The organism is Bradyrhizobium zhengyangense (assembly GCF_022012435.1).
In the GTDB taxonomy this organism is placed as follows: Bacteria; Pseudomonadota; Alphaproteobacteria; order Rhizobiales; family Xanthobacteraceae; genus Bradyrhizobium; species Bradyrhizobium zhengyangense.
This window is the reverse complement of sequence record NZ_JAKLUA010000045.1, coordinates 1-13,034: the sequence shown is the minus strand read 5'-3', so window position 1 is coordinate 13,034 and position 13,034 is coordinate 1. Positions and strand designations below refer to the sequence as shown.

At 58.8% G+C, this 13,034-nt stretch carries 8 protein-coding genes and 4 pseudogenes; 2 read left to right on the top strand and 10 right to left on the bottom strand.

The annotated features are described in order from the left end of the window. Positions 1-685 precede the first annotated feature (685 nt). Entirely contained in the window at positions 686-1,186 is a 501-nt protein-coding gene (locus tag L6637_RS41330; RefSeq protein ID WP_206733229.1) for a group II intron maturase-specific domain-containing protein, read from the top strand. Between the two features lie 288 nt (positions 1,187-1,474). On the opposite strand, the pseudogene L6637_RS41325 reads toward L6637_RS41330, so the two are convergent. The 3 genes and pseudogenes from L6637_RS41325 to L6637_RS41315 form a co-directional block, all read right to left on the bottom strand. After that, positions 1,475-1,661 (bottom strand): annotated as a pseudogene (locus L6637_RS41325) (IS66 family transposase zinc-finger binding domain-containing protein); the annotation flags it as partial. A 495-nt stretch (positions 1,662-2,156) separates the two neighbouring features. Next, a complete protein-coding gene (locus L6637_RS41320; protein WP_128929856.1) occupies positions 2,157-3,557 on the bottom strand; it encodes an aminotransferase in 1,401 nt (466 codons plus the stop codon). 9 nt (positions 3,558-3,566) lie between these two features. Continuing rightward, positions 3,567-5,081 carry an NAD-dependent succinate-semialdehyde dehydrogenase gene (locus L6637_RS41315; protein ID WP_128929855.1) on the bottom strand — a complete coding sequence of 505 codons (1,515 nt, stop codon included), beginning with the start codon at positions 5,079-5,081 and terminating at the stop codon, positions 3,567-3,569. A gap of 158 nt (positions 5,082-5,239) precedes the next feature. Between L6637_RS41315 and L6637_RS41310 the strand changes: the two genes are divergently transcribed. Then, complete coding sequence (locus L6637_RS41310) at positions 5,240-5,716, top strand: Lrp/AsnC family transcriptional regulator (RefSeq protein ID WP_128929854.1); 477 nt, start codon at positions 5,240-5,242, stop codon at positions 5,714-5,716. Between the two features lie 254 nt (positions 5,717-5,970). On the opposite strand, the gene ald is transcribed toward L6637_RS41310, so the two are convergent. The 7 genes and pseudogenes from ald to L6637_RS41280 form a co-directional block, all read right to left on the bottom strand. Next, positions 5,971-7,083 carry an alanine dehydrogenase gene (gene ald / locus L6637_RS41305; RefSeq protein ID WP_128929853.1) on the bottom strand — a complete coding sequence of 371 codons (1,113 nt, stop codon included), beginning with the start codon at positions 7,081-7,083 and terminating at the stop codon, positions 5,971-5,973. An 869-nt stretch (positions 7,084-7,952) separates the two neighbouring features. After that, on the bottom strand, positions 7,953-8,720 hold the full coding sequence (locus tag L6637_RS41300) for a M24 family metallopeptidase (RefSeq protein ID WP_232995624.1): 768 nt from the start codon (positions 8,718-8,720) through the stop codon (positions 7,953-7,955). Between the two features lie 322 nt (positions 8,721-9,042). Further along, on the bottom strand, positions 9,043-10,245 hold the full coding sequence (locus tag L6637_RS41295) for a M20 family metallopeptidase (RefSeq protein WP_128929852.1): 1,203 nt from the start codon (positions 10,243-10,245) through the stop codon (positions 9,043-9,045). An 831-nt stretch (positions 10,246-11,076) separates the two neighbouring features. Continuing rightward, positions 11,077-11,805 (bottom strand): annotated as a pseudogene (locus tag L6637_RS41290) (Mu transposase domain-containing protein); the annotation flags it as partial. Positions 11,806-11,876: 71 nt separating this feature from the next. Further along, a pseudogene (locus L6637_RS41285) lies at positions 11,877-12,178 on the bottom strand (transposase); the annotation flags it as partial. A gap of 254 nt (positions 12,179-12,432) precedes the next feature. After that, a complete protein-coding gene (locus L6637_RS42980; RefSeq protein WP_206733559.1) occupies positions 12,433-12,927 on the bottom strand; it encodes a transposase in 495 nt (164 codons plus the stop codon). Continuing rightward, a pseudogene (locus tag L6637_RS41280) lies at positions 12,857-13,034 on the bottom strand (ISNCY family transposase); the annotation flags it as partial. The gene L6637_RS42980 and the pseudogene L6637_RS41280, both read right to left, overlap by 71 nt.

The window sequence follows — 13,034 nt, the reverse complement described above, 5'->3', positions numbered from 1 at the left end:
TCTAATATCCGCGCCTTCTTCGCACGATCCGAACGCCGATAGCGCGCGCCCGCCGCCGCCGTCAGTTCCTTCCGCGTTGCCATGCTCAGCCACCCCATCTGCGCCCCCGCTTGTTCCCGATCCAGGGGAGCAATTTACGTGAGGCAACGGCTCAGCATCCGGTAACAATTAAGGCGAGGCAATGCGCGCTCTCATCCTGATTGTCGCGCTATAACGGGGTGACGTTCGAAGCCATCGAAGCGCGAGGCGTGGAGTCTCTGCTCGAGCAATTACGAGACGAACTGATCGAGCGCACTTATAAGCCACTTCCATCAAGGAAGCGGGAAATACCGAAGGACGGGGGCTCCAAGGTCCGCGTTCTGTCGATTCCGGCTATCCGCGACAGAGAGGTACAGGGGCGCTCAAGCTCATACTCGAACCTGTATTCGAGGCGGATTTCCAACCGGGATCGTTCCCAAGCGGACAACACATGAAGCGATCAAGCGAGTTGCTAAAGCAATAGCTGAGCGGAAGACGCGGGTTCTCGATCTTGATTTGCGGGCCTACTTCGACAACGTCCGGCATGATCGGATTCTGGAGAAGGTAGCCCTGCGGGTTGATGATGGGGACGTCATGCATCTTCTGCGGCTTGTGCTGAAAGCTTCTGGCAAGAAAGGCGTTCCGCAAGGCGGCGTAATTTTCACCCTTGCTCAGTAACCTCTACCTCAATGAGGTGGACAAGATGCTGGAGCGAGCACGTGAAGTTACACGTCGCGGCAAGTACACCAATATCGAATATGCACGTTTTGCTGACGATATGGTTGTCTTGATCTATGCCCACCAGCGACATGACTGGCTGCTCGGCGCTATAAACAAGCGCTTGCGGGAGGAGTTCGCCAAGTTACAGGTTGAGGTGAATGATGAGAAGAGTCGCATAGTTGACCTGGCCCGAGGCGAGAGCTTCGGCTTCCTGGGAATCGACTTCCGCTATCTCCGCAGTCTGCGCGGAGTGATGCGGCCGTATTACACGCCCAAGCTCAAAAAGCGGACGGCGCTTCTGCGGGGGCTCAAGGAAGTGTTTGGCAGCTATCGGTCGCAACCGATTAGTCGGGTGATAAGCCTGATCAATCCAAAGCTCCGAGGATGGGTAAACTACTTCCGGATAGGCGATTCCAGTAAATGCTTCCCTACATCAGAGACTGGGTAGAGAGGAAGGTCAGACGCCATCTGGCGAAGGCACGGAAACAAAAGGGCTTCGGCTGGAAGCAGTGGAGTAACTCGTGGCTGTACGACACCTTGAAGCTGTTCAACGGCTACCGGGCGAGTGCCGCCGAAGTAAAAGCTGCTCCAACATGATAGGTCCATAAGCCTTGTCATGAAGCAAATGGGAGCGCGTAGTGCGGGAAATCTGCATGCTGCGTGCGATGTGGCGGGGGCTGGAAACGTGCATGACCGGGAAAACTGGTTAAGCGGCGCGCCAGTCCTCGACCCCACTGTCGAACAGGATCGTCGCCAGCAATTGCGGACCGATGAAGCCGCGCGGCGTGGCATGGAACGGTGCCGGCGGCTGGCTGATCTTCTCGCAATCGCGGCAAGTGAACTTCTCTCGCACGGTCTCGATGACCTTGAACCGGCGCGGGATCTCCCAACGTCTCGGTCACATCCTCGCCCAGTGCTGCAACAAGCCGTTCCTTCTCATCCTGCGACCACCGGCGCCGCCGCTCGGCCGATGTGATCACCTCCGCCCCTCGAAATCGGCATAGTGCTTCTCCCAGGATTACCCGTAGGACCTGCAGCGTTCGCGTCCGTCAAACAAGACGGCCCGCAACGGAGGAATACCACAGAGTCACCTGCTCTCCTTCTTCAGATGAACTGAAGGGCCACCGCCGCCAGAGGTGCGATAAATGGCTTGCGCCCAGTCGAAGGGCGAGAAGATCTCTCCGCTCGCGTTTGCCAGCACCTTCCGCACCACCATTGGGTCGTTAGGGCGCGCGACCTGCCCCATTCGGACGTAGTTCCTAGGATTGACAAAGTCCGTGTAACTGGGCATTTGCCGCGGCGGCCCGGTGCTACTTGAGTTAGCTCAGAACGGATCGGGTCGCCTCACGGTGAGGATGACCTTCACTCATGAAGCGCGCCCGATGTGCGACACGTGCCGGGCGTGGAATGCGGAGTTTCTAAACGCTTGCGGGCTCCCTGGCGAGTTCGTCAATGACTTGCCTGGTTGCCTGATAGGCAAGCTCGACAATCTCATCAATCTCGCCTTCCGAGACGACAAGAGGCGGAGCAAAACCCAGAATATCGCCATGCGGCATTGCCCGAGCAATAAGTCCCCGCTCGCGAGCAGCCTTCGAGATGCGGGCGCCGACTTTGAGCTGGGCGTCGAACCGTCGCTTCGTGTGACGGTCCGCGACAAACTCGATAGCGCCGAGCAAGCCGACGCCGCGAACTTCGCCAGCGATCTCCAATTGAGCGAACCTTTCCTTAAGCCGCTTTTGAAAGTGCGCGCCGACCACCCTGGCGCGATTGCTGAGCTGCTCCTTTTCAACGATATCGAGCACTGCGTTGGCGGCGGCGGCAGCGATCGGATGACCCGAGTAGGTGTAACCGTGTGAGAATGCGCCAACGCGATCGGCGGCCCCCTCCATAACAGAGTAAACCTTCTCCCCCACGATGGCTGCCGAGAGCGGCATGTAGCCCGAGGTGAGCCCCTTGGCGACCGTTACGAGATCCGGCTCCATCCCGTATAGAGTACTGCCAAAGTCGGCCCCGGTTCGCCCGAATCCACAGATCACCTCATCGGCGATGAGAAGAACGTCATACCGCCTGAGTACGGCCTGAATCTCCCGCCAATACCCGCTGGGCGGCGGTGTGATGCCTCCGGTACCAAGGACAGGCTCGGCAATAAACGCGCCGACCGTTTCCGCGCCCTCCCGCACAATTAGCTCTTCGAGTTCGGCCGCACGCCGACGAGAAAAGGCCTCCTCCGATTCCCCGTGCTCAGCGCCCCAATAATGGTGGGGAGTGCCTGTGTGCAGAATACCCGGAAACGGAAGGTCCATTTGATCGTGATAGAACGACATTCCCGTCATTGATCCAGAAATGACCGAGCACCCGTGATAACCGCGCTCGCGAGAGATGATCTTCTTCTTCTTCGGCTGACCACGCAGATTGTTGTAATACCAGACGAGCTTGGCCTGAGTTTCGTTGGCATCCGATCCGGAAAGTCCGTAGAAGACTTTGCTGGCGTTTCCCGGTGCCATTTGCACGAGGCGATGCGAAAGCTTTGCGAGCTCTTCGGTCGTGTGAGCAGCGTACGTGTGGTAATATGCGAGCTGATAGGCCTGCCTTGCGATGGCCTCGGCAACTTCGGTACGCCCATAGCCGATATTGACACAGTAGAGACCGGCAAAGCCATCGATGTATGTTCGGCCCTCCGCATCCCGAATGGATATCCCTTTACCACCTGTGACGATTGTGGGATCGCCAAGCTTGCCGCTCGCGAAATCCTTCAGCTGCGTGAAGGGATGCAGAACACTGGAACGATCTCGCTCAGCGATGGTCTTGATATCAATCATATAGTTCTCCTATGCCGCCAAATCGCCGAAACAGACGTATTTGTGTTCCATGTACTCTGCTAAACCGTGCTTCGACCCTTCTCGTCCGAGTCCGGACTGCTTCCAGCCTCCGAACGGAATGGGCGGTCCAGTAAAGGAAGCTGTATTGATTCCGAGCATGCCGCACTCGATCTGCTCAGAAAGGCGGAGCGCCCGGCGAAGGTTGTTTGTGTAGATGTATCCAGCCAGCCCCATTTCGCTGGCGTTCGCCCTGGATACAACCTCCGCCTCAGAATCGAACGGGAGCACGGCAGCAACCGGCCCGAAGGTTTCTTCATGCGTGATCAGCATGTGGTCGGTGACATCGCTGAGCAACGTCGGAGGAACGAAGTTTGCACCCAAACTTGCGCCCTTGTCGGCGCAAAACACCCGCGCCCCCTTTTTTGCGGCGTCGTCGATGTGGGCCCTGCATTTGTTGGCAACCGACAGCTTTGTCATCGGCCCTATATCAGTTGTCGTTTCCAGGCCGTGCCCGACTCTGAGCTGAGAAATAGGGGTGGCAAACGCCTCGACGAAGGCGCGGTAGATCTTTCTATGCACGTAGATGCGATTGGCGGCGAGACAGTCCTGGCCCGAAGTGGTGAACTTTGCGTCCATCGCTCCCTTAACCGCCTTGTCGACATCGACGTCGTCAAAGATGATGCACGGAGCGTGGCCCCCCAGCTCAAGCGACACTTTCTTCACGGTTTGTGCCGCCTCTGCCAGAAGCAGGCGCCCAACTTCGGTAGAACCAGTAAACGAAAGAGCTCGCACCCTCGTATCGCGCAACAGTGGTTTCGAAAGCTCGATTGAATCACCGACAAGCACCTGAAATACGCCACGCGGAATACCAGCTTCTTCGGCCAACCTAGCCAGGGCAAGGGCCGACAATGGCGTCTCGGGAGCCGGCTTCACGACGATCGGGCAGCCCGCGGCAAGAGCAGCTCCCGCCTTTCTCGTGATCATCGCGATTGGAAAATTCCATGGCGTGATCGCCGCCGCAACACCGATTGGCTGCATTCGCACATGAAGCAGGCTTCCCGCTTTGTGACTCGGAATGGTCTCGCCATAGGTGCGCTCGCCTTCAGCGGCAAACCATTCCAGAAAGCCCGCGCCATATGTGATCTCGTAGCGTGCCTCCGCCAGAGGCTTTCCTTGCTCGCTGGTCATAAGAACGGCGAGATCCTCTGAATGGCCGCGGATCAGGGACGCCCAAGATTTGAGGATCACTCCTCGCTCGGTGGGCAGCAGACGCCTCCATGCAACAAACGACTTCTCTGCTGCTCCGATTGCCAGCTCCATGTCGGCCGCCGAGCAACGGGCAGCTTCCGCGATTTCCTCCCCCGTCGCGGGGTCGACAACCGCGTCCTTCTGCCCGCCGTCCGTCCACTTGCCGTCGATGAACGCTGCCCCCGCTAAAAAGTCTCGTCGTCTGAGAGTTCGAAGGTGCCGCATAGCGAGGCCACCCCACTCCGGGCGTCTGTGCCGAAAGCCTTGAACACCCATTTTGAAACTCCCGCGCCGTCACTTATTGAAATTGCTGGAGTAATCAGGATACTAGTGACGCAAACAGATTTGCGTCGCATTTTCGGTGCGCGGGATGAATTCCTGCAAAGCATTGATGCCTTGCGACGAAACGCAGCTTAGGGCTGGAGACAACCGCTATGCGTTACGATCGGATAGATGCACGCATCCTGGAGATCGTGCAAAAAAACAATCGCCTCACGTCCGAGGTCATTGGCGAAATGGCGGGGCTTTCCCCCACGGCGTGTCAGAGAAGGTTGAAGAGGCTCCGTTCGGAAGGAATCATTGAGTCGGATGTGTCCATCGTCTCGGCAAGAGCAGTGGGAAGGCCGATTCAGATGCTTGTCCTCGTGAATCTCGAGCGGGAGCGCTCCGATATCATCGACAAATTCAAGAAGGCCATCAAAACGTCGAGTGAAGTCGTAAATGGCTTCTATGTCACGGGCGATGCAGACTTCGTTCTGTACATAACGGCTCGCACGATGGAGGACTACGAGCTTTTCACCAGACGCTTCTTTTACGAGAACCCCGATATTAAGGGGTTCAAAACCATGGTCATCATGGACCGCGTAAAATCGGGGTTTGCAGTTCCAATCGAAATGCCACCGGACAGATAAGCGATCTTTGATCGCGACGTCCCGACGGTCCAGCTGTTTTGAGCACTCGTGAAAGAATGAGAACCATACCGAAAGCTCTGACAATTCTGACTTCTCACAATCCTCTTCAACCCAAAACAGGCCTAACGAACTCGCCCCAGTGGGCTTGGTCGAATTACGTGCCAGAATGGTGCTTGAAAGCAAAAAAAGGAGGGGCCACTCCAAGGGTGGCCCCTTCAAGTTAGGGAGGAAACGCCCCTAGGGGGCCTGGGAGATCAGGCCGCAGCCTGTTCGATCGGTGAAAATGGTAGGCCGAGACTCTCTGCCACTGCCTTGTAGGTCAACCGGCCCCGATAGACGTTCAGGCCAGCGCGCAAGTGCGGATTTTCAAGCACGGCCGCAAAGCCCTTGTTTGCCAAAGCCAAGCCAAAAGGCAAAGTTGCGTTGTTGAGGGCCTGACTTGAGGTAAGCGGGACTGCACCGGGCATGTTGGCAACGCAATAGTGGATCACGCCGTCGACTTCGTAGGTTGGATCAGCATGGGTGGTGGCACGCGACGTCTCAAAGCAACCGCCTTGATCGATCGCGACGTCAACGACCACAGAGCCTTGCTTCATCGAGCTCAGCATCTTGCGCGACACCAGCTTCGGTGCACTGGCTCCTGGGACGAGCACGGCGCCAATAACGACGTCTGCGGCAGAGACTTCCTCTTCAACGCTGTCGATGGTCGAGTACCTGGTGCGGACGCGGCCCTCGAATAGCTCGTCCAGTTCGCGAAGGCGGTTGATCGAACGGTCGATGACGGTGACTTCCGCACCCAAACCGGCTGCCATTCGGGCGGCATGCGTACCGACGACACCGCCACCGATGACAACGATACGAGCGGGCTGAACGCCAGGCACGCCGCCGATCAATAACCCCCGCCCGCCGCTGTACCGTTTTAGGGCCGCGCCGGCAGCCTCGATCGTGAGCCGGCCCGCGACTTCGCTCATTGGCGCAAGCAACGGCAAGCCCCCGTTCGAGTCGGTGACGGTTTCATAGGCGATCGCTGTGCAACCCGATTTCAGCAGTCCTTTTGCCTGCTCCGGATCGGGCGCCAGATGCAGATAGGTGAAGAGGATCTGATTCTCTCGGAGCTGGACCCATTCGGACGGCTGCGGCTCCTTGACCTTGACTACCATCTCGCTCGATGCAAACACCTCCCGAGCAGCCGCGGCGATTGTTGCACCGGCCTTCCGGTATTCCTCGTCGCTTGCCCCGATGCCAGCGCCGGCATTGGCCTCCACCAATACTTGGTGGCCGGCAGCCACATATTCCCGGACAGCTCCAGGGGTCAGGCCCACGCGATATTCGTGTGTTTTGATTTCCTTGGGAACACCGACTTGCATCTTGCAATCTCCGCTTTTGCTGAACCACTTCTAATCGGAACCACGCGGTGAAATTGAGAAGGGACCGGCGAACGACGCAGAAATTCAGCAACCTCGGCGTTCTTGCGCACAATTCCAGCAGAGTGCGCGAGATGGTGATGGTTTGCTATTCCTGGCGCCGCAATCGGCACAGTGGCAGCCGACACATCGATCCAAAGGAAGTTTCGCACAGCGATTTTCACGTATTTAACGGCCTTCGGTTCCTCCACGGGGCTCTGGGCGAAACATCCCCTCTGTCCCGCTCCACGCAAAAGCTGCATGAATCCCGGCGGATATTTATGGCGGAACAGTTGCCCAGCAACGCGCGCATGCCGCCAGGGCTCGCCGATCGAATGGCAACGATACGCTCAGAGATTGTGAGCATCATGGAGCGGCTGTCAATGATCGCTCGAAAGCGGCCTTTCCGATTGTGACGATCGCGTCCACCTTCGGTCTTGGTGATGACGAGCGCAGGCGCGAGCCCGGGATATTGCGATGGACTACGGCTCGGCGCAATCAGCACCGCGACCGGGCCACCTATCTGCGGACGCCTAGTGTTGAAAACCGGTGTCCTCGTGCAAGAAGGCGAGTGCTGCGAGCGAGAGTGGCCCATTGTTCTCCTTTGAGAGACCTTAACGCACTAGCGGCAGGCCTGGAATCGCTGAGGCCGCAGCGGATTGCGCGTCAGAGTTCGAATAGCTCGCGCGGCAACTTCGTGAATGGTTCACCTGCAACGTCGGTATGCGGAAGGTTTCGCTGATCACATAACCACGTCTTCATCGATCCAGTTTTCAAGCATGAGGTGAAATGTCGTATTCGGCTTGAGGACCGTGTTATCGCCGTCCTTCAAGCTAGCTGTAGGTTCCGTCCAATCTATCGCGACGGCGTAGCCGCACCGAGACTCCTTCACCAAGCCATCGCGTTTTCAAGTTGGAGTTGAAAGCTATGGCGACGTCGCTGCAGGTCCTGCCGGGTTTGGCGGCGGCAAGTGCAGCTTCCAACCTGGCAACGTTCCCTTCATGCAACCGGCGTATGTGATCCGACGGCTTACCGATCGCGACATCGTGCGCATCAGCGGAGAGGTCTAGCCATGACGCCCGCCGCTGAACTCGAAATTGCTCTGCGAGCCCGTCTGGAAGACGTCTTCGGTCCAGCGAATGTGACACGTGGAGATGCGTGCGCAGCGCAAAGAAGAGGCCCGCAAAATCCGTGCTGGGCTTGCCGTTAGCGCTGCGCACCAATGTTGCAATGACCTCGGCGGATTCATTGGCCTCGCGCGCGCCTGAGCGGATAACGTCTCTCGCTTTGAGCATGCCGGCGTCGGAAATAGCGGTAGCTTCCCGCATCATCGCGAATTCCGAGTCCGATTTCACGCCGCGGATCCGGGTCACGGCGTTAGTGCAGTAGACGATGTTCGCGCCTGTCGAGCGAGATTTGAACTTCTTAACTGTCAGCGGGCAAGAGCCGTTCTTCCAGACCGGTCCATTTGCGGCCGACGCCATCGTCCAAGATGAAGTCGATGGTCTCCTCCCGTTCGGGGTAGCGATGAGCGCCTCCGAATAACCAGTGACACGACTGCGATCGACAAACATCTGATGGATCGCCGCCGGCCAGACCATTCTGCGCGTCAGGAAGGTCGGCTACTCATCCGTTAAAGTCACGACCAGCCCCCGCGGAACATAGCCCGACCTCGAAGTGTATCCGGAGAGATATATGATGTTAGCCGGAGCCGTGACCACCGCTTCGACCTTCGCCGCTCTATCTCCGACTTGACGGCGGATAATCTCCGCAGATACCCGCCGCGGGCGAATGCTTGCGAAGCCTTAGGCATTGCCATGTGCAAACTCCTTCTGGAAAGAGTGGGTCGTTCTCTCGCGTGGATCGAGGGCGGGCCGGCGGATCTTTTCGTGTCATTTGTGGCGGGATCGTACATCGGCGCCGCTACGAATTCAGCATCTCCAAGCAGTACCTGATCGCGAGCTCAGCTGTCGGAACGAGCAGATCGTCCGAGGCTCCGAAAGTTGGCGTGTGCACGCCGGACTCGTTGCCTTGCTCCTTGCTGCCAAACCAGAAGTAGATCGAGGGCACGCACGCGGAGTAGAATCCGAAATCGTCGCTGCCGCCGCCTGCGCTCGACGACTTCAGGTCGGAAAACTTGTCTTTGCCCACGGTCTCGACCACCAGCCGCCGAAACCTGTCAACCATCACGTCGTTGTTAATGACCGGCGGTTCACCGAATTTGTGGGAGAACTCCGCTTTCCCGCGGTGCATCGTCGCGACCCCTTCAGCTATTTCTCGCACGCGCTGAACCAGGAGCTCTCTCCGCTCACAACGGCTTGTTCTGATAGTTCCGGTCATCGTAACTGACGGGCAAATGATATTTGTGGCTTCGCCACCTGCAATCGTCCCGATTGTGACGATCGCCCCGTCATCGAAGGGCATTTCCCGCGACACGACCTTTTGGACCTCATTGATGAATGCCCCGGCCATCGCAATTGCATCCACGCCCGCATGCGGCCTCGCGCCGTGGGCCATGGTCCCGATAAGTGTGATCGCGAACTGATCGGCGGATTGTGTCACAGCGCCTGGGCGTGCGCCGAACATCCCCGCGGGCAAATCAGTTTTGACGTGGAACCCAACAGCAGCGTGGAAGCCGCTAAGCAGGCCCTGCTCAGCCACTGATCGTCCGCCGAGTGGCTCCGCCTCCTCGGCGGGCTGGAAAAACACGCGAAGCTTGCCAGAAAAGCTCTCTCGCATCCGATGAAACGCAAGTGCGGTACCCATAGCGATCGACGCATGCAGGTCATGACCGCACGCATGCATATGACCTGGGACCCGGGACTGATAGGACAAGTCGTCCCGGGTTTCCTGGATCGGCAAGGCATCGATGTCGCCCCGTATGGCGACGGAGCGCTGCGGCCCGGAGGCTAAACCGTGGATGTCGACGTAAAGGCCGGTTTTGTGAAAGGTCTTCGCATCGAACAGCCCAAACCGTTCAAGCGTTTCGCGGATCCGCTGTTGAGTTTTCCACTCGTTGTTGGAAAGCTCCGGCTCGCGATGCATAGCATGCCGCATTTCGATCACCACGTCCTTTTCGGAACTGGAAAGCAGATTGTTTGCGCTTGTGTTTGTAGTCCTCTTCATCTTCGCGGCCTTCCAGTTGACGCTTGAGTCAATGTAGCAGGTCGGGTAGGCGGGGAGCAGCGACTAGCGTGGCTATCGCGCAGCAATGCTGCAAGGTTGTCGTCCGATGCGCACAATCTGAGAGCATCTGATCCTGGCGGGCGCCGGATCGCAGGGCCTCGGAAGAGGCCCTGCACAACCAAAACAAGCTAACGGCGCGCCTGTCGATCGGGACTACCATCACGGCCCCGGAGCCGTCAGCTTCTCAGCTCTTTGGTCATCCTCTATCCGAGGCCTGCGCCCTGCTCCCTGAATGCTCTCCAGTCGATCGGCCGCTCCAGCGCTGCTCGTTCGCGCCTCTGCCGAAGGAAATGGTGGGTCTTTGGGCAAATATGGCGCCGGCCTTCAAAATAATTGCGGCTGCAAATGACAATATCATTGCGACACGTCGCAGCTCCGTACCCCAGCTCCAGGCTTTCACGCAAGGCGAGGCATCGGCCGGTATTGTGGACAGCCGAGCACATGAGGCGCGGAAATCCGGGACGCCATTGGAACGGTCGTCGCGTGCGAGGGCATCTACGCGGTGACCTCGTTTACCCTCATCGTGCGGGATGTCGCAATAGGAGGTGCGCTAGCCTACATCGATCCGCTGCTTTCCGCTCAGGGTATGCTGGCTGTACCAAAAGCGCTCCGCTACGGCCCACGACTGACGTGGCGCTCGGCGAGCTGGCTGCGGAGATTCTCATGAATTCGTAGCGAGCAGAACGAGTCAGCCAGTATAACTGTTGGCGGGCATGGTTAAGATCTTTCGCTTCAGGTCCTCGATGATCCGGTCGACTAGCGCAGTATCGGGCCGGACCGGCCTCCCTCCCTGCAGATCTTTGCCGGCGTCCACTCGCATAGCGCCGGTGGCTGGAGGGCATGTGGCGCTGATCGTCGTGTGCCGCCCGTTGCCACTGCCACGCATATGCACGCTCGCCTCCAAGGAGGGTTCAATCGTTCGTGCGCTGATCCGCGCTTCTAGTCTAACTCAGCGGCGGGCGAAGCGATAGGGCACCGAATATGGTGTTGTTCGATCTCGACGTGATAGTCGAGCCCGACCCGCCATTCGGCATGGACCCACGGCTGGCCCGGAAGCGGTTTGAGAATTGGCGCATCAATTTCCTCGAAAGCTGGCGCCGTATGCGGCCATACTGACGCAGTACCCGTTCGTCATTGAGCTTGGCCAGCCACTAGGCGATCGCGCGGTTGAGTTCGGCCAGGCTGTAAAAAGTTCGGTTGCGCAACCGCCGCAGCAGCCAACGCTCGATGATTCCCACCGCAGGCCTCGACCTTTGCCTTATCTCTCGGGCGAGGCGGCCGTGCCGGAATGCTGCGCCATATCGCTGTAGCTGCGGTCGACTATGGGGTCACAGAGGCAGGCCTCGATCACCGCGATCTTGGCGTTGTGGGCACCAGCAGTTGCGTCGCGTCACCAAAAAAGCTGTAGGCCGCGTCGTTTCCCGCGATCCAGTCGCCGAGCTGCTCGGTCCACGTCGCTAGCGGGAATGACAAGCTGGATGCGCCCATGACCGCAACGAAGCGCGCGATCATTTCGGAACTCCGCGCGCCATCAAATCGGTACGGTGCGCGCGATGACCTCGGAATCGACAGACCACGGCGGTGAGCGCCTTCTCGGCCATCCGGCGCGGCTCCAGGAAACCCGGGAAGTAGGAGCCCTTGCGCAGCTTGGGATGCGAAGCTCGACCGTGCCGGCCAGGTCTCCCAGGTCCGGTCGAAGCTCACCGTTGCGCTGGGCCAGACGCTCGGGGTTCTTCTCGCCGTAGGCTGCACCGACCTGGCCTTCGACTTCCAGCTCCATCAGCCGCTGGGCAGCAAAGCCGATCATCTCGCGCAAGAGATGGCCGGAGTTCGAGACCCTGACGGCTCGCTTCCGTCTTTCCGTTCCACGCATCACTCGAGGGCGCAGGCGCGCATATGACGCGGGTTACGCTCGGGAAGAGCCGGGTGCGGGAAGTCTGCCCGCCCGGATCTGTGAGGGCGAAGCCGAATGGCTGAGTTACTCGACCACGACCCCGGTACAGGACCACGATGTCAAAAACCGGAAGTTTGCTCATTCGGCGGATTGCGGGTGCGACAATGGAAATTTAGCCCACTCGAGTAGGATCACAGCGATTTCTCGCACGCCGAGCGCAGGCGCTCAAGCACTTAGCGACGTCTGCATCGATGCTCGCAACGGCTGCGCCAGCTCCCCCGTCTGCAAAGGTGGCGGTGCTGACTTATGAGTCGACGCATTGCAGTGAGGATTTGCTCGGCATCGACGACGTCGCGCAGCGCGCACGAATTGGGATTGGCGGCAAGGGTGCTCATAGTGGAGACCATTCGGACGACATAAGAGGACCATTGTCGCCGCGTATCGAAGTGTATGCTGGCGGAGGCTCCGCAGCCGCCGGTGGCGACGATTCCGACACCAAAGGCACGAACGATATTGCATCTGCCGAAGCCGGCAGCACCAGTTGTTGAACGCGCCCGGCGTCGCCAGTCATGTACCTGCTGTGTCCGGCAGCCATGGCGGCGGGCGATATCGATTGCAATCGCACCCGGCTCAAGGCTTTCCGCGGCGATCTGACCCTTCAGGCGTGCGGACGTCCGCTGCCAGGCGCTGGTGAGGCGTTGCCGGCGCGCTGTATGTCTTGCGTACACGAGCACTGTCGCGCTGCTTGGCTAACAGTTTGAACGAGGGTTGGAAGAAGTTTACGAACAGCCGCGCTGATCGACAGAGTGCGGCCAGCAGCTCGGCCGCTTCCAGG

Bases quoted from the DNA above. Each gene is read 5' to 3' on its own strand.
- L6637_RS41320 (WP_128929856.1), bottom strand. From the start codon at position 3,557: ATGATTGATATCAAGACCATCGCTGAGCGAGATCGTTCCAGTGTTCTG.
- L6637_RS41315 (WP_128929855.1), bottom strand. From the start codon at position 5,081: ATGGGTGTTCAAGGCTTTCGGCACAGACGCCCGGAGTGGGGTGGCCTC.
- L6637_RS41310 (WP_128929854.1), top strand. From the start codon at position 5,240: ATGCGTTACGATCGGATAGATGCACGCATCCTGGAGATCGTGCAAAAA.
- ald (WP_128929853.1), bottom strand. From the start codon at position 7,083: ATGCAAGTCGGTGTTCCCAAGGAAATCAAAACACACGAATATCGCGTG.
- L6637_RS41300 (WP_232995624.1), bottom strand. From the start codon at position 8,720: ATGGTCTGGCCGGCGGCGATCCATCAGATGTTTGTCGATCGCAGTCGT.
- L6637_RS41295 (WP_128929852.1), bottom strand. From the start codon at position 10,245: ATGAAGAGGACTACAAACACAAGCGCAAACAATCTGCTTTCCAGTTCC.